This window comes from Hydrogenophaga sp. SL48, assembly GCF_021729865.1.
Taxonomy (GTDB): Bacteria; Pseudomonadota; Gammaproteobacteria; order Burkholderiales; family Burkholderiaceae_C; genus Hydrogenophaga.
In genome coordinates, this window is record NZ_CP063400.1 from 4,232,974 (window position 1) to 4,250,038 (window position 17,065).

A 17,065-nucleotide genomic window follows, 5' to 3' on the forward strand; every position below is an offset into this window, starting at 1 on the left:
CCGATGGACAGGGAGGCCCTGGCCGGTTGGCTCAGGCTGCTGCTCACTCCCGGCGTGGGCAATGACACGGCCCGAAGGCTGCTCACCGCGTTTGGCCTGCCTTCAGGCGTCTGGGCCCAGAGCCCCAGCGCCTGGCAAACCGTCACCAATGCTCGCACGGCGCGTGCAATGCAGAGCATCCCCGAGACGCTGGAACCCGCCGTCGATCGCCTGATGGCCTGGCTGGACGAAAGCCCAGACCACAGGGTGGTCACGCTGGCCGATGCCCACTACCCGGGCGCGCTGCTGAACACCGCCGATCCACCGCTGATGCTGTACCTGCACGGACAGCCCGAGGTGCTCGACCATCCGCGCAAGCTTGCCATCGTGGGCAGCCGCAACCCCACCCCGCAGGGGGAGACCAACGCCCGCCAGTTCGCGCGGAGTCTCGGCGAGGCGGGTGTCTGTGTGGTGTCGGGATTGGCTCTCGGCGTGGATGGCGCGGCGCACGCAGGTGCCCTGGAAGGTGGTGGCACCACCATCGCCGTGGTGGGCACAGGGCTCGACACCGTGTACCCCAGACGGCACGATGCACTGGCCAACCGCATCGCGGAACGAGGGTTGCTGATCAGCGAGTACCCCCTCGGAACGCCGCCTCTGGCGGCCAACTTCCCGCAACGCAACCGAATCATCGCTGGCCTGTCGCAGGGCACGCTCGTGGTCGAGGCCGCCGTTCGATCGGGCTCCCTGATCACCGCGCGTTTCGCGGCGGAGCAAGGGCGTGAGGTGTTTGCCATCCCGGGCTCCATCCACGCGCCGCAGTCGCGCGGTTGCCATGCGCTGATCCGGCAGGGCGCAAAACTCGTGGAATCGGCACAAGACATCCTGGAAGATCTGCGAATCGCCGACCCCTCCGGACATCGCACAGAACCAGACCAGGCTGCCGAGCCGGTGAATGATTTGCTCCGTGCCGTGGGACACGACCCTGTGAGTTTTGACGCACTGCAAGCACGCACCGGCCTGGACACCGCCACATTGCAAGCCCGTCTACTGGAACTGGAGCTGGAAGGCGAAGTGGGGCGGATGCCAGGCGGGCTGCTGCAACGGATCACCCAAGGCTGAAACAGCCTGCCTCACTCGAAGCATCCAGCGCGAAATGCTCTCAGCCGAGGAGTCGGTGGAACCGGCTTCGCCGGGCCACTCGCATCGCCCCCTTGAGGGGGTGACGCGCCGAAGGCGCGGCGCGGGGGTGGGACATCACCCCAACAGCCTTTCGGGATTGGCGTCCAGCTTGGTCAGCGCATCGCGCGTGGCCCGCACGGTCAACGCCTCTTCCTCACTCGGCACCAGCAATCCGGCCTGCAGGTAAGCCGCCACCCGGTTGGCCTGGATCAGGAAGCAGCGTCCGACGTTGGTGACGAAGAGGAACAGCTGACCACGGTCGCTGCGCCAGGCAAACTGCACACTGTTGAGCTTGCCGTTGTGATCCAGACCGAACCACGAACCGATCTGCAGCTCCACCGCCCAAGCGCGCATCGCTTCGCTGGGCTGACTGCCCCCCTGCTTGATCACCTCGATGTTGCTGGCGTCCACGCCTGTGATCATCTCGATGCTCTCGTTGTCCAGGTCCAGGTCCCCCAGTCCGCTGTCGGGCATGTAGTCCTCCAGATGGGTCAGACGCTGCGACAACTTGTCCAGTGTTTCCTGCGAGATGGCCTCGGTGCGCGACATGAAGGCATCGGCCAGCGTATCGCTCACCGCCTTGATGTGCTGGTCTTGAACGCCCGGCGAGTAGCCGAGCAGGCTCATGCCCTGGCGCAAGCGCTGCAGCAAGCCGGGCAGTTGCTGGATCACACGCGCGCGGTCATTGCGGTTGGGTTTGGCGCTGGCCGCCCACAACAGGTCCGAAGCCACCTTCTTGAGCGAAGCGGTTTCCTCGTGCTTCAGTCCGTATTTGACACTGGCCACGGCCAGCACCTCGACCCAGACCTTGAACAGAAACTCGCGCACCTCTTCGCGCACCGCAATGTCATCGAGCAGCTTGCGCAGCTCGATGGTGTACTGCACCGACAGGGTTTCCTTTTGTTCCACCTGCTGCGCGACGCTCACAAAGCGACTGGTGCTGCCCTGCTCGCTCAGGTAAGTGGACAAGAACTTCTGGAACTCGTCCAGCACCAGCTGGAAGACCCGCCGCCCAGTCTCCGGGTATTGCTCGATCACCTGCACCACGCGCTTGATCTCGGCCTCGAGCGCCACCGAGCTGACATTGGACTCGAAACCCATCACGCAAGACCCCATGCGGTCGATGAGGCGCCGTGCCGGGTGTTGCAGGGCGCTGAAAAACTCAGGTTCGGCCAGCGCCACGCGCAGGACCGGGATCTGCAGGCGGGCAAACCAGACCCGCACACTGGGGGGAATGCGCTCTTCGGCCAGAATGCTCTGAAACATCAGTGCCACCACCTCGATGGTGGCCTTCTCGGTCGGTGTGCTGGCGGCCTGCTTGAGTTCGGTCGTGCGCTGCCGCAGGACCGTCGCGGCCCTTTCCACATGGGAATTGTCCATGTAGATCATGCCCGGACGGGATGATCCCATCCCCACGGACACCGGGCTGCCGGAGATAGGTTCGGGCGCCACCCGCTGCATGACCTGCTGAAGCATCGGCGACGGCGGCAGCACCTGGGTGGCCTCAAAGTCGCCCCCCACCTTGTCCATCAACAACCTGCGCAGGCGACCCACGACACCCTGAGCCCGCATCCGGGCCCGCGCCAGCGGCGACGAGTGGGTCATCATGCGGGTTTCGTCGTGAACACCCATGCCGGAAGAGTGCGGGCTGGGGCGACTCGAACCGAAACCTGCGCCCGATTCGCTGCCCACGCCACTGCCACTGTGGGGAGCTCCCGCACCGGTTGCACTGGCTGCAGCTCCGGCTCTCGAAGCACCCGTTCCGCTGAGTCCCCCACCATCGGACGGCACGTGATGGCTGGCGGTCTCCGGAACACTCGGCGCAGGACCCGCCGAACGGCTGCCCGGTGTGCGTTTCACCAGCGCCTGCAGATCGATCTCTTTCATCACCCCGCTGGAGACGAGAAACTCGTTCGCTGCCTTATAGGATGCCAGCATGCTCTTGGCCAGGGCGGACGCGAGAGCCTCCTGCACCAGCAGCCAGCCCTCGCGGGTCATCTGCACGTCCAGCCACTGATCCACCAGAAGGCGTGCGACCACATCGGGCAGCAGCACATCGCCCCGCGGCAACTCCTGGCGTTTCTCCAAGTGCTGAACGCGCAACCTCAGCTCATTGAGCTCAGTAGACACCACATCCAGTACCCGCATCGCCAAGCGCGAGGCGATGATCTGGTCATCAATGGCCCCTTCCGCGAGGAGTTCAAGGCGACCCGACGGAACGCCCGAGCCTTGGCTGGCAGGGGCACCATGGCGCGGCAGCAAGCTGCGCTGCAGGGCCTTGCGGCTCTGGCTCAGCCAGGTGGCCTGGCACTTCTGGAACGCCAGCCATGCGTCTCTACGCTCCTGCATTTCACGCGCTGGGCCTGCCTGATCGAGCACCGATGCCAGCCGTGTTTCACAGGCCTTGACCAACTCGGGCAGGGCGCGCCCCACGTGAACCACAAAGAGCTCGCGTGCCTGCTTGGCCAGAGAGGAAACGTGCTGATCAGAGGTTGCCACAATGGCTCAGTATGACACGAATGCAGACCGCCTTAGCCGACAGAAAGCCGGGTGAAACGGTCCGAAACGGCGGTGCTCAGACCATCGCTCCGCTGTTCGGATCGTCCGGATCACCCGGATTGGACTTGCCCGTCGGTTTGATCAGGTCCTCGCGCTTGATGCCCAGCCACATGGCAATGGCGGCCGCCACGAAGACCGATGAATAAATGCCGAACAGGATGCCGATGGTCAGCGCCATGGCGAAGTAATGCAGCGTGGGACCACCGAAGAGCAGCATCGACAGCACCATGATCTGGGTCGAACCGTGGGTGATGATGGTGCGACTGATGGTGGAGGTGATGGCGTGGTCGATGATCTGGACCGTGGTCTTCTTGCGCTGGCGGCGGAACGTCTCGCGGATGCGGTCAAAAATCACCACGGATTCGTTGACCGAATAACCCAGCACGGCCAGCACAGCCGCCAGCACCGGCAGCGAGAACTCCCACTGGAAAAACGCAAAGAAGCCCAGGATGATGACCACATCGTGCAGGTTGGCGATGATGGCGGACACCGCGTACTTCCACTCGAACCTGATCGCCAGGTAGATCATGATGCCCAGGATCACGAACCCGAGCGCCTTGAGCCCGTTCTCCACCAGCTCCTGCCCCACCTGAGGCCCGACGAACTCGGTGCGGCGCAGCTGCACCGCGGGGTTCTGGGCCTTGAGCGCGGTCAGCACCGCTTCACTCTGCTGACCCGAACTCTGGCCGGCCCTGGCGGGCAGGCGCAGCAGCACATCCTGCGAGGTGCCGAAGTTCTGCACCGGCACATCGACATAGCCCAGCCCCTCGATCACCTTGCGCACCGACTCCAGATCGGCCGGCTGTTCGTAGGCCACCTCCATCACGGTGCCGCCCGTGAACTCCACCGACAGGTGCAGGCCACGGGTGACCAGAAAGAACACCGCCAGGAAAAAAGTGATGGCCGAGATCGCGTTCAGCACGATGGCGTGCTTCATGAACGGGATGTCTTTGCGGATGCGGAAAAGTTCCATGCTTCAAGCTCCTGGGGTCAATCGGCCTTGGCCACTGCGTTGTCGCCGTCGGGGCGCCACACCGTGCCGATGGACACGCTCTTGAGTTTCTTCTGGCGGCCGTACCAGAGATTGACCAGGCCGCGCGAGAACACCACGGCCGAAAACATGCTGGTCAGGATGCCGATGCAGTGCACCACCGCAAAGCCGCGCACCGGGCCGGAGCCGAACGCCAGCAGCGCCACGCCCGCGATCAGCGAGGTGATGTTGGAGTCCAGGATGGTGCCCCATGCGTGGTCGTAACCCACGTTGATCGCGGTCTGTGGCGAGGAACCGTTGCGCAGTTCTTCGCGCACGCGCTCGTTGATCAGCACGTTGGCGTCGATGGCCATGCCCAGCGCCAACGCCATGGCCGCCATGCCGGGCAAGGTCAGCGTGGCCTGCAGCATGGACAGGATCGCCACCAGCAGCACGAGGTTGAAGCCCAGTGCGAGGCTGGAGAACACGCCAAACAGCATGTAGTAGGCGCACATGAAGGTGGCGACCGCCAGGAAACCCCAGATCACGCTGTTGAAGCCGCGCTCGATGTTTTCCTTGCCCAGGCTGGGACCGATGGTGCGTTCTTCAATGATCTCCATCGGGGCGGCCAGCGAACCAGCGCGCAACAGCAGGGCCGTATCGCTGGCTTCCACCGTGTTCATGCTGCCCGAAATCTGCACCCGGCCGCCCCCGATTTCGCCGCGAATCACCGGTGCCGTCACAACCTCGCCCTTGCCCTTTTCGAACAGGATGATGGCCATGCGCTTGCCGACGTTCTCGCGGGTCACGTCGCGGAACACGCGGGCGCCCTTGCTGTCCAGCGTCAGGTGCACGGCGGGTTGTTGCTGGTCGTCGAAGCCCGCCTGGGCGTCGGTCAGGTTCTCGCCCGTGAGCAGCACTTCGCGCTTGACGATGACGGCGCGGCCGTCGCGCTCCAGGTATTTTTCGGAACCGAAGGGCACCGCGCCCGCGCCACCCTCGGCGGCCTGGCCCTCGGAGCTCTCGTCCACCAGCCGCACTTCCAGCGTGGCGGTGCGGCCCAGGATGTCCTTGGCCTTGGCCGTGTCCTGCACGCCGGGGAGCTGCACCACGATGCGGTCGGTGCCCTGCTGCTGGATCACGGGCTCGGACACCGCCAGTTCGTTGATGCGGTTGTGCAGCGTGGTGATGTTCTGCTTGAGCGCCTGGTCCTGCACCGTGATCGCGGCGGCCGGCTTGATCGTGGCCGACAGGCGGAACTCGGCGCCATCGGCCGCCTGCACCACCTGCAGGTCGGGGAACTGGTCCTGGATCACGGCCTGCACCGCCTGCGCCGTCGCGGCATCGCGTGCGCGCAGCTCGATGGTCTGGCCGTTGCGCTGGATACCGCCGTGGCGCACATTTTTCTCACGCAGGGCCGCGCGCAGATCGCCGGCCAGCACGTCGGCCTTGCGCTGCAGCGCAGCGGGCATGTCCACCTGGAGCATGAAGTGCACACCTCCGCGCAGGTCCAGACCGAGGTACATGGGCGAAGCGCCCAGGCTGGCCATCCAGGCAGGCGTGCGCGGCACGAGGTTCAGCGCCACCACGAAGCCAGGATTGGCAGGATCGGCGTTGAGCGTGCGCTCGATCGTGTCGCGCGCCTTGATCTGCACGTCGGTGTTCTCAAAACGGGCGCGCACCGAATTGCCTTCGAGCTGGATCAACGACGGCTGGATGCTCTGCGCCGCCAGCGCCTGCTCCACCCGTGTGACCGTGGTCAGGTCGACCTTCACCGACGAACGGGCCGCCGACACCTGCACCGCTGGCGACTCGCCAAACAGGTTGGGCAGGGCGTACAGCACCCCGATCACCAGCGCAAAAGCGATGACCAGGTACTTCCAGAGCGGATAACGGTTCATGGGAGGGCAACCAAAATGGCGTGAGGTGGAGCTGTCCGGAAATGCGGCGGAACCGGCTCCGCCGGGCCGCTCGCATTGCCCCCTTGAGGGGGGAACGGGCCCACTCGGGCCCGTGCGGGGGTGTTACTTGATGGTTCCCTTGGGCAGCACCTGAACCACGGCCGTGCGCTGCATCTGGACTTCCATGCCGTCGGCCAGTTCCACACCGACATAGGTCTCACCCACCTTGGACACCTTGGCCAGGAAGCCGCCGGCGGTCACGACCTCGTCGCCCTTGGCCAGGGCCTCGATCATGGCCTTGTGCTCCTTCTGGCGCTTCATCTGGGGGCGGATCATCACGAAATAGAGCACCACGAACATGAGCACCAGCGGCAGCATGCTCATCAGGGTGTCCTGGGTGCTGCCACCGGTGGCGGCTTGGGCGTAGGCGGAAGAAATGAACACAGGGCGTCTCCAACAGGGTCAAAAAGGGTCAAGGCAGGGCCCGGCGGGCGAACCCGGCCGGGCCTTGCGGCGCAACCGCCCATTGTATGACGCCCCCTCTCCCCCATGGCGGGCGGGGCCAAGGCCTCTGCTGGCTCCGGATCAGGCGGCGCGCGCCACGTCCGTCGGCCCCGCGCGCCACTGCGCCAGCAACCCGCTCCAGCGACCGCGCGCGGCCGCCAGGTGGCGCTCTTTCACATGGCCGAATCCCTTGATCTGCTCAGGGAGGCGGGCGATCTCCAGGGCCAGCGCGTGGTTGCCGGCGTTCAGGCCTTTCAGCAGCTCCTCGACGCTCGCGCGGTACTCGCCGATCAGGGCCCGCTCGGTGCGGCGCTCCTCGGTGCGGCCGAACACGTCCAGCGCCGTGCCGCGCAATCCCTTGAGCTTCGCCAGCAGCCTGAAGCCGGTGAACATCAGCGGGCCGAAGCGCTGCTTGACCAGCTCGCCCTTGGCGTTTTTCTTCGCGATCAGCGGTGGCGCCAGGTGCACGTGCAGCTTGAAGTCGCCTTCGAACTGCGCGGCCAGCTTCGCGTGGAAGGCCGGGTCGCTGTGCAGGCGGGCCACCTCGTACTCGTCCTTGTAGGCCATGAGCTTGAACAGGTTCCGCGCCACGGCTTCGGTCAGCGTGGTCTTGCCGAGCTTCGCCTCGGCGTCCTGCACACGGCGCACCAGCACCTCGTACTCGCCAGCGTATGCGGCGTTCTGGTAAGCCGTCAGGAACTCGACGCGGCGCGCCACCAGGCTGTCCACCGTCTCGCGCTTCTTGAACTGGATCACCTGCTGGCCCAGCGGGCTGACCACAGCGGCCATGGCCTTGGGGTCGTGCGCGGCGCGGCGGCCCCACTCGAAGGCCTGCTTGTTTTTGTCGACCTGCACCGCGTTCAGCTCGATCGCGCGCATCAGCGCCGTCAGACCCAGCGGCACCCAACCGCGCTGCCAGGCGTAGCCCAGCATCATGGGGTTGGTGTAGATCGAATCGCCCATCAGCTTCGACGAGGCGGCCTCGGCATCGAAGGTGCCCACCGCGTTGACACCCAGGCTGGCGGTCAGCGCGTCCACGCAGGCCTGCGCGGGGTTCTGCCAGTCGGGGTTCTTCACGAAGGCGGCCGTGGGCGTGGCGCTGGCGTTGAGCGCCACGTGGCTGCGGCCGGCGCGCAGGCGCTGCCAGCTTTCCTTGTGCGCCGCCACGATCGGGTCACAACCGATGATCAGGTCGGCCGACGCGGCCGACACGCGGGTGGTGCGTATGACATCCTGGTGCGAGCCGATCAGCACGTGGCTCCAGGTGGCGCCGCCCTTCTGCGCCAGGCCCGCCGCGTCCTGCGTGACGATGCCCTTGCCTTCGATGTGCGCCGCCATGCCCAGCAGCTGGCCGATGGTGATGACGCCGGTGCCGCCGACGCCCGCGACGATGATGCCCCAGGCCTCGTGGGCCAGCGTGGGCAGCGTCGGCTCGGGCAACGCGCCGCCGGTCCATTCGGCCTTGGCGCCGCCCTTGTCCTTTTTGCGCAGCTGGCCGCCGTCCACCGTGACGAAGCTCGGGCAGAAGCCTTTGACGCAGGAGAAGTCCTTGTTGCAGCTGCTCTGGTTGATGGTGCGCTTGCGGCCGAACTCGGTCTCCAGCGGCTCCACGCTCAGGCAGTTGCTCTGCACGCTGCAGTCACCACAACCTTCACACACCAGCTCGTTGATCACCACGCGCTCAGTCGGCTCGACCATCGTGCCGCGCTTGCGGCGGCGGCGCTTTTCGGTGGCGCAGGTCTGGTCGTAGATGATGACCGTGGTGCCCTTGATCTCGCGGAACTCGCGCTGCACCGCGTCCAGCGTGTCGCGGTGCTGGATGGCGATGCCACTCGGCAGCCCACCCACGCTGGCGTACTTCTCGGGCTCGTCGGTCACGATGGTGATCTTCACCGCGCCCTCGGCGCGCATGCTCTGCGCGATCTGCACGACCGAATGGCCCTCGGGCCGCTCACCGACCTGCTGGCCGCCCGTCATGGCCACGGCGTCGTTGTACAGAATCTTGTAGGTGATGTTCACGCCGGCGGCGATGCTCTGGCGCACCGCCAGGATGCCGCTGTGGAAGTAGGTGCCGTCGCCCAGGTTGGCGAACATGTGCTGGTCATTCACGAACGGTTGCTGACCGACCCAGGGCACACCCTCGCCGCCCATCTGGGTGAAGCCCACGGTGGCGCGGTCCATCCAGATGGTCATGAAGTGGCAGCCGATGCCGGCCATGGCACGCGAGCCCTCGGGCACCTTGGTGCTGGTATTGTGCGGGCAGCCCGAGCAGAACCAAGGCTGGCGCTCGGCGCCTTCCACGCCCTTGGTCAGCAGGGTCTGCATGGACTGCTCCTGCGCCGTGAGGATGGCGAGCTGCGCGTCGATGCGCGCCTGCACGTCCTCGGGCAGGCCCATCTTGCGCAGGCGCTTGGCGACGGCGCGGGCGATGATGCTCGGCGTCAGGTCGGCGTTGGCGCGCAGCAGGGTATGGGCGCTCGGGTTGGGCATGGACCACTCGCCGCCGGTGAAGTCGCCTTCGACCTCGTCGAACTTGCCCAGCACGTGCGGGCGCACGTCCGAGCGCCAGTTGTAGAGCTCTTCCTTCAGCTGGTATTCGATGACCTGGCGCTTCTCTTCGACCACCAGGATCTCGCGCAGGCCGGTGGCGAACTCGCGCGTGGTCTGCGCTTCCAGCGGCCACACCACGTTGACCTTGTGCAGGCGCAGGCCGATGCGGCGGCAGGTGTCGTCGTCCAGGCCCAGGTCCAGCAGGGCCTGGCGCGTGTCGTTGAAGGCCTTGCCGCTGGCGATGATGCCGAAGCGGTCGTTCGGGCCGGCGACCACGTTGTGGTTGAGCTTGTTGGCGCGGATGTAGGACAGCGCGGCGTACCACTTGAAGTCAAAGAGGCGCGCCTCCTGCTCCAGCGCCGCGTCGGGCCAGCGGATGTGCAGGCCGCCGGGTGGCATGTCGAACTCGGGGATCACGATGTTGACCCGCTCCGGGTCGATCATCGCCGTCGCGCTCGATTCCACGATCTCCTGGATCGTCTTCATGCCGGCCCAGACGCCGCTGAAACGGCTCATGGCGATGGCGTGGATGCCCAGGTCCAGGATGTCCTGCACCGTGGACGGAAAGAACACCGGCAGGCCGCAGGCCTTGAAGATGTGGTCGCTCTGGTGCGCGGCGGTGCTGCTCTTGGCCACGTGGTCGTCGCCGGCCACCGCGATCACGCCGCCCCAGGGCGTGGTGCCGGCCATGTTGGCGTGTTTGAACACGTCGCTGCAGCGGTCCACGCCCGGGCCCTTGCCGTACCAGATGCCGAACACACCATCAAATTTGTTGGAGCCTTGAGGCGCAAAGCCCAGCTGCTGCGTGCCCCAGAGCGCGGTGGCCGCCAGCTCCTCGTTCACGCCGGGCTGGAACACGATGTTCTGCGCCTTCAGGTAGGGCGCGGCCTTCTGCAGCGCCTGGTCGTAGCCGCCCAGCGGCGAGCCGCGGTAACCGCTGATGAAGCCCGCCGTGTTCTTGCCCTGCAGGGCGTCGCGCTGGCGCTGCAGCATGGGCAGCTTGACCAGCGCCTGCACGCCGCTCATGAAGGCGCGGCCGTGGTCCAGCGAATATTTGTCGTCGAGCGTGACGGTCTCTAGGGCCTTGCGGATGTGCTCGGGCAATGGGGCGTTCATCTTGTTGTCTCCTGCGTGGGTGGGAACGCCTCGTGGGCGTCTTTTTGAACCGCCATCCGGCCGGATCGGCCAGCGTCGGTGTGACGCACAGTGTAGGGCGCGACGGTGGACAGGTGTTTGCTTTTCATGCCCGGTTTCGCGACACTTGAGAAAGCTTCTTTCTATAAACAGCCGATCATGGAAACACTCGACAAGTTTGACCTCGCCATCCTGAACGAACTGCAAAACGACGGCCGGCTGACCAACGCCGAGCTGGCCAGCCGCGTGGGCCTGTCGGCCGCGCCGTGCTGGCGCCGCGTGCGTGCGCTGGAAGAGGCCGGCTTCATCACCGGCTACCGCGCCGAGCTCAACCGCGACAAGATCGGCCTGGGCGTGCTGGCCTTCGTGCGGCTGGACGCCGAGCGCAACAGCGGCGACGTGCTGCGCCAGATGGAGGCCGCGATCCAGAAGATCCCCGAAATCGTGTCCTGCCACTACATCAGTGGCTCGGGCACCTTCGAGCTGCAGGTGGTCTGCCCCGACCTGGGTGAGTTCAGCCGTTTTGCGCGCGAGGTGCTGATCAACCTGCCCAACGTGAAAGACCTGCACACCAGCTTTTCGCTGGGCGAGGTGAAGGCGGCGAGTGCCCTGCCGCTGGGGCACCTGTTGTCCAAAAGCGTTAACACGGCAGCCGCTCGCAAAACTTGAGGTTTTTTGCCAATACCGGCCCCAAAAGCTCGACCGCCTGGGTAGAAAAACGCTGCAAGTGCTTGAAAGTGTGCGTTTTTACCGCTTTCATGGCTTGCAGCCTTTGGCCGCTCACCGTAACATTCCGACACCAAAAACACATCTTGAGTACCTCGAAGGTCTTCAGTTGTCCGAAAAATCCCATCCTGAAAGAATCGTTGTGAACAAGTCCCTGATCCTGAAATCTGCCGTCGCTCTGGCCCTTGCCGCTCCCCTTCTGGCCTCAGCCGAAGCCAACCTGGTCGCCACCGGCAACGCCGTGGCCCGCCTGGACTTCCGGGTCATCATCCCGCGCGTGCTCTTCCTGGGTGTGGGTTCCGGTGCCACGACCGTCCCGATGGCCAACAACACGAACGTTGACATGGTGACCTTCGACTACACCACCAACCCGGCCGCCGTGGGCGCCGGCACAGCCGCTGGCAACATCACCGGCGCCGTGGTGCCGGTGCGGGTGGTGGGCAACAACGGGCAGATCGTGCTCACGGCCGCCACCACCGGCGCCCTGTCCAACGGCTCCGGCGACAGCATTGCCTGGACCGAGATCTCGGCCACCTCCAGCCTGGCCGCCCTGCCCAGCCCTGCCATTCCCCTGACCGGCACGGGCGCAGGCAGCAACGTGACGCTGTCCTCCGGCACCAAGGTCACCGACCGCTCGGCCAACTGGACCTTCGGCTACGCCAACTCGACCGTGGTGCCAGCCGGCACCTACGGCGCCACCGTCGCCAACAACGGCCGGGTGACCTACACCGCCGCCATGCCCTGAGCATGTGCCGAGGTGGCGGCAACGCCGCCACCATCGAGGTCGCGGAGGGCTTGACCCTCCGCCGTCATTTGAGGCCCTGCAAAGCCGTGTGATGCAATGCCCCGCAGCAACCCTTCCTGACCGTCCCGTCACCACGACCCCATGAAACGCATGAACCACCGCACCACTGCCCGCAAAGCGGCCGGCGCCTGTCTGGCCCTGCTGTGCGTGGCAGAGATGGCCGCGGCCCATGCCTGGTCGTTGAGCGTCACGGCGGGCCCCCGCCGGCTGTTTCTGCACGTGGGCAATGGCGCGCTCAGCGGCAGCAGCGCGGGCACCCTCAACGGGACCTTGGGGACCAGCGGCATCGTCAACACGGTGCGGGTCGACGTGCCCTTTGCCCAGCTGGGCAACGGCACGGCGCTGCCCATGACCAGCGACAGCACCCAGAACGTCAGCCTGTACGACGACGGCTACAACACCTGCCCCAACCCCGCCAGCCAGGTCATGGTCGGCGCCGGGTTCCGCCGCAACAGTGGCAACGCCAACGCCACACTGACCGTGGCATCGCCGGCCAACCTGTCCAACGCCAGCAGCGACACCATCCCGTTCAACCAGATCAGCTGGACCGTTTCAGCCCCTGGCAGCGGTGTGCCCAACGTGATTTCCGCCGGCACGTTCAACGGTGGCTCCCTGACCCTGGCCACCGTGCCGGGCAACACCTACCTCGAAAACTGCCACACCTTCCGGTTCGCCAATGGCGCGGTTCGGGCGGCCGGCACGTACACCGGCCGGGTGACCTACACCCTGGCGGCCCCATGAGGGTCTTCAAACGCCTTCTCCAGGTTGCCCTGGGCGTGCTGGTGGCTGGCTCCGCGCTGGCCAACCCGCACCGGCTGGACGATTCGCAGAGCCACACCGTGCCGCCCAACGTGCAGATGCAATGGCTGCCCATGGTGCGGGGACAGTCGGCGAGCGGCATGGAGGCCTGGGTGCGCGTCAACATCCGCATCGACACCCGCGAGTGGGTCGGCCGCAGCGGCCGCATCTACATGGTGCTGCCGCGTGACCAGACATCCAACATCGAAGCCGTCTGGACCACCCAGGGGCGCCTGCTGGCCGGCAGCCTGGTGTCGGGCGAACGCAGCCTGGTCTTCGCTGGCACGATCCCCGGCGCCACGCTGGAAGACCAGCTGCAGGTGCGGCTGCGATCCAACGCCGACTGGTCCTCCAACAGCCGGCGCCTGAATTTCCACTTCGAACTTGATGTCGACTGAATCCGCCATGCCGATTGCACGCCCTGAATCGATGCCCCGCCCCTCGCACCTGCTGCTGGGTTGGGCCTGTGCCGTCGGCCTGTTGTCGGCGCCCCTGCCCGGGCAGGCCCAGGGCTTCGCCGCCTACATCACACCCCCGCGGTTCGAGGTGAAGGTCTCACCCGGACAGTCGCTGCGCCAGGTGCTGGAAATCCAGCACGCCGGGCAACAAAAAGGCAACTACCGCATCTACACCAGCGACTGGACACTCAATGCCGACAACTCGGTGAACTTCACCGACGAACTGGCCGCCGACAGCTGCCGGCCCTGGGTCGCCATCGAGCGGCGCGAACTGGTGATCGAGCCGGCCGCGCGTTACCGCTACCGGTTCGAGATCACACCGCCCCCCGGCACGCCAGCGCGTGAATGCCGCTTTGCGCTGATGGTGGAAGGCCTGGAGCCGGCCCTGGTGCAAGGCAGTTTGAACTTCCCGGTGGGGGGCCGCATCGGCGTGATCGTCTACGTCGCCATCGGCGACGCAGCGCCGCAACTGGAGATCGCCAGCACCCGGGTCGTGACGGCGGGGGGCAAGGCGACCGCCGTGGTCGATGTGCGCAACCTTGGCAACGCACACGGTCGGCTGGAGGGCTTCGTCAACGGCACCGACGCCACCGGCGCCCGCTTCGAGATGGCACCTTCTGACCTGCCGATCCTGCCGGGCGAGACACGCGCCGTGACCCTCATCCCGGTGGTCGAAGATGGCCAACCTGCGCCCGAGGTGCGATTCCCGCTGGTGGTCAAGGGCAAGCTTGAATGGGGCAAGAACAGCGTGCCGCTGGATACGCGCTTCGCTCCATGATCAAACGGGTGACCCGCCAGACACGTTGTGTGCTGGCCATTGTGGGCGCGTCTGCCCCCCTGCTGGCGGCCTGGTCACAGACAGCGCCACCCCCACCCGCTGCGCCGGCCTATGTGGACCGGGTGATCGACAACCTGCCGCCCGAAGCGCCCTCCGACAACGAAGGCTACGACTACAACCGGGAAGGCTGGCCACGTTTCCTGCGGCTGGAAACCCGGCTGGGCACGCAGCCCTTCGATCAGACCCGCAGCACGCGCCTGGGCTTTGGCGTCTATGGTCTGCTGGAAACACCCAACCACGGCACGCTGTCGGTGGACGGCACCTACGCGCCACGCGACAGCAACGGCACGCTCACGCTGCGCCAGCGGGGCATGCCGCTCGATGGCGGCTGGCTCACCAGCAACGAGCTCGGCCTCATCAACGCGGCAGCACCCGACATCATGCGTCTGCCCGCGCGAATCTACCTGCCTTCGGCCATCCTTCAGGGACTGAGCAGCGAGTGGGAAAACGCCGGGCACGGCCTGCAGCTGCAGGCCACCGCGGGTGAGCCCGGGCGGCTGGACTTCCTGCCCGCGAGCGGATTTCGGCAACTGCCGGGGCGGCGCACCACGCTCGGCGGCCAATGGCGCATCACCTCCCCGGATGACGACCCCCTCTCACGCCAGGGCTGGACGGCGGCCCTGGCGCACGAAGACGCGCGCGGCGTCACCGAGCTGGACCAGCCACAGCAGCCCAGCGACTACGTCAATGCCAGTTCCACCGTGCTGGCCCTGCGGCAAGAGGGCGCAGAGCACCACGTCCAGGCGCAAGTGGTCAGCACGCAGAACAGCCACCTGAGCGACGCTCGCCACGGGTTCTGGATCGACGGCGAGTGGAAAGAGGGTCCACGCCGGCACGGCGTGGGCGCCTACCGGCTGGAGCCCGGCCTCACCTGGGCCAACCTGCCCTTGGCCAACGACATCCTGGGTGCCTACGTGCGGTCGAACTGGCGCACCCGCCAGTGGTCGGCCGAAGGTTCGGTGGACGTGCTGGATTCGATCAGCGGACGCAGCGCCAGCGGCTTCTTCGCCACCGGGTCCGGCCGCTGGCGCATCAACCGCGACCACACCCTGGGCGCCGGCGCCTCGGTGCGCCGCTTCAGCGGCGACGCATGGAGCACCTATGGTGACTGGCGCTTCCAGAACATCTGGGGCACCAGCGGCCTGCGGCTGGAACTCGCCGGAGGGGAGGCCCAGTCCAGCTCCCGCGCCCTGATCTGGGATCAGGAGTGGGTGGTACCGCAGGGCTTTGCCTTCTCCACCAGCCTGGGCACCACCGCCTACAGCGCCACCGAGAGCCTGCCGGCCGAAAACACCTGGAACGGGGCGCTGAGCGTGACGGCCCCGCTCACCAGCAAGGCGAGCCTGCGCGCCAACCTCAACACCGAGCGCAGCGACAGCGGACAGACACGGGTGGGCCTGACCCTGGGCGCCAACTGGCGCATCGATGCACGCTGGAGCCTGGAAGGCAACTACAACCGCTCCAGTGGCCGCAGCCGCTTCACGCCATCGCTCGACCCGCTGGCGCCGGTGGGGCAGACGACGGCAGAGAGCGACCGCTCGTTCTACGCCGTGCTGCGCTACGAGTTCGACGCGGGCAGTCGCAACGTGCCTTTGGGCGGCAAGGCGACCGACGGCGGCGGCCGCATCGAAGGCACCGTCTTCTTCGACGCCAACCGCAGCGGCACCCAGGACGCCAGCGAAACCGGCGCGCCCGGCGTCACCGTCTCCCTCGACAACCGATACGCCGTGCGCACCGACGCGCAAGGCCGCTTCAGTTTCCCCTTCGTCGCCAGCGGCCCGCGCACCGTCACCGTGCGCAACGAAACCCTGCCCCTGCCCTGGGGCGTGGTCGACGAAGGTCAGACCAAGGTCGACGTGCGCCTGCGCGAAACCACCCGGCTCAGCCTGCCGGTGCAGCGCCCCGATTGAAGGGCCCCGCCCGGACGCGGCCGGGCCTCGTGAAAATTACCTTCAAGTTGACGCCGGGAGTGCCGAAGATGGAGCATGACCCCGTTGTGTCGTCACCTTCCCGCCCTGATCGCCAGCCTGGCCCTGGTGGCCGTGCCGACGCCCAGCCTGGCGGAAAGCATGCTGATCACGGGCGGAGAAACGGCCGGCGCCAGCGCTTCGCTGAACTTCCGCATCATCATTCCGCCGATGATGAAGGTCATGGAAAACAGCCACCCGGTGCAGCTCACCGCAGGCGCCAATGGCGACCTGAGCGCCGAGCAGCGGCTGGTGGTGCTGTCCACCATGAAGCGGGGTTTCTGCGTGACCCTGCGGCTGGCCACCCCCGGCGTGGACCGCTGGCAACTCCACAGCCCACCGGCCCACGGCGTCAGCCTCACCCCCGTGGAAGATGGCTACCGAATCTGCAGCGCCCGCGCCGGGCGCTACAACCTCGTGCTGCAACACCGGTTCGGCGTCAACGCGCCAGCCCAGCAGGCCATGCACTGGCCGGTGCAGACCGACATCTCGGCGATCTGACGCGGCCAACGGCGCGCTGCACCCTCCTGCCGACCCCACCACGGCAGGCGTGCCGGGGTGATGCGCCCCACCGTCAAACGCCTGTCGCAACGCCCCTTCAAGATGCAGGGCCACGGGCCGAAGCCGCGGGTTTCTTGTTTTGAATGGAAACAGCGCGCCCCACACGGTGACGCCGTGTGCCATGATGCATGTA

Annotated in this window: 13 protein-coding genes; 8 read left to right on the forward strand and 5 right to left on the reverse strand. The window is 66.5% G+C overall.

From position 1 onward, the window contains the following. Positions 1–3: 3 nt before the first annotated feature. Positions 4–1,101 carry a DNA-processing protein DprA gene (gene dprA / locus IM738_RS20045; RefSeq protein WP_236962796.1) on the forward strand — a complete coding sequence of 366 codons (1,098 nt, stop codon included), beginning with the start codon at positions 4–6 and terminating at the stop codon, positions 1,099–1,101. Positions 1,102–1,236: 135 nt separating this feature from the next. On the opposite strand, the gene IM738_RS20050 is transcribed toward dprA, so the two are convergent. The 5 genes from IM738_RS20050 to IM738_RS20070 all read right to left on the reverse strand — a co-directional run bounded on the left by IM738_RS20050 (position 1,237) and on the right by IM738_RS20070 (position 10,761). Beyond that, positions 1,237–3,660 (reverse strand): DUF1631 family protein, encoded by a 2,424-nt coding sequence (locus IM738_RS20050; RefSeq protein ID WP_236962797.1) that lies wholly within the window; start codon positions 3,658–3,660, stop codon positions 1,237–1,239. Between the two features lie 76 nt (positions 3,661–3,736). Next, on the reverse strand, positions 3,737–4,693 hold the full coding sequence (gene secF / locus IM738_RS20055) for a protein translocase subunit SecF (protein WP_236962798.1): 957 nt from the start codon (positions 4,691–4,693) through the stop codon (positions 3,737–3,739). Between the two features lie 17 nt (positions 4,694–4,710). After that, positions 4,711–6,591 carry a protein translocase subunit SecD gene (gene secD / locus IM738_RS20060; RefSeq protein WP_236962799.1) on the reverse strand — a complete coding sequence of 627 codons (1,881 nt, stop codon included), beginning with the start codon at positions 6,589–6,591 and terminating at the stop codon, positions 4,711–4,713. 123 nt (positions 6,592–6,714) lie between these two features. Next, positions 6,715–7,035: a preprotein translocase subunit YajC gene (yajC, locus tag IM738_RS20065; RefSeq protein ID WP_236962800.1), complete on the reverse strand. Its 321-nt coding sequence runs from the start codon at positions 7,033–7,035 to the stop codon at positions 6,715–6,717. A gap of 141 nt (positions 7,036–7,176) precedes the next feature. After that, positions 7,177–10,761 carry an indolepyruvate ferredoxin oxidoreductase family protein gene (locus IM738_RS20070; RefSeq protein ID WP_236962801.1) on the reverse strand — a complete coding sequence of 1,195 codons (3,585 nt, stop codon included), beginning with the start codon at positions 10,759–10,761 and terminating at the stop codon, positions 7,177–7,179. 177 nt (positions 10,762–10,938) lie between these two features. Between IM738_RS20070 and IM738_RS20075 the strand changes: the two genes are divergently transcribed. From IM738_RS20075 to IM738_RS20105, 7 genes are all read left to right on the forward strand, one after another. Further along, the gene (locus tag IM738_RS20075; protein ID WP_236962802.1) at positions 10,939–11,448 is read left to right on the forward strand and encodes an Lrp/AsnC family transcriptional regulator; all 510 of its coding nucleotides are present in this window, start codon (positions 10,939–10,941) and stop codon (positions 11,446–11,448) included. Between the two features lie 199 nt (positions 11,449–11,647). Beyond that, positions 11,648–12,250 carry a hypothetical protein gene (locus IM738_RS20080; protein WP_236962803.1) on the forward strand — a complete coding sequence of 201 codons (603 nt, stop codon included), beginning with the start codon at positions 11,648–11,650 and terminating at the stop codon, positions 12,248–12,250. A gap of 141 nt (positions 12,251–12,391) precedes the next feature. After that, positions 12,392–13,051, forward strand: coding sequence for a hypothetical protein (locus tag IM738_RS20085; RefSeq protein WP_236962804.1), 660 nt, complete (start codon positions 12,392–12,394; stop codon positions 13,049–13,051). Beyond that, a complete protein-coding gene (locus tag IM738_RS20090) occupies positions 13,048–13,506 on the forward strand; it encodes a hypothetical protein (RefSeq protein ID WP_236962805.1) in 459 nt (152 codons plus the stop codon). Before IM738_RS20085 ends, IM738_RS20090 begins: the two co-directional genes overlap by 4 nt. 7 nt (positions 13,507–13,513) lie before the next feature. Further along, entirely contained in the window at positions 13,514–14,344 is an 831-nt protein-coding gene (locus IM738_RS20095; RefSeq protein ID WP_236962806.1) for a hypothetical protein, read from the forward strand. Further along, on the forward strand, positions 14,341–16,314 hold the full coding sequence (locus tag IM738_RS20100) for an SdrD B-like domain-containing protein (protein ID WP_236962807.1): 1,974 nt from the start codon (positions 14,341–14,343) through the stop codon (positions 16,312–16,314). The genes IM738_RS20095 and IM738_RS20100 overlap by 4 nt, the downstream gene beginning before the upstream one ends. 75 nt (positions 16,315–16,389) lie before the next feature. Continuing rightward, on the forward strand, positions 16,390–16,872 hold the full coding sequence (locus IM738_RS20105; RefSeq protein WP_236962808.1) for a hypothetical protein: 483 nt from the start codon (positions 16,390–16,392) through the stop codon (positions 16,870–16,872). Positions 16,873–17,065 lie beyond the last annotated feature (193 nt).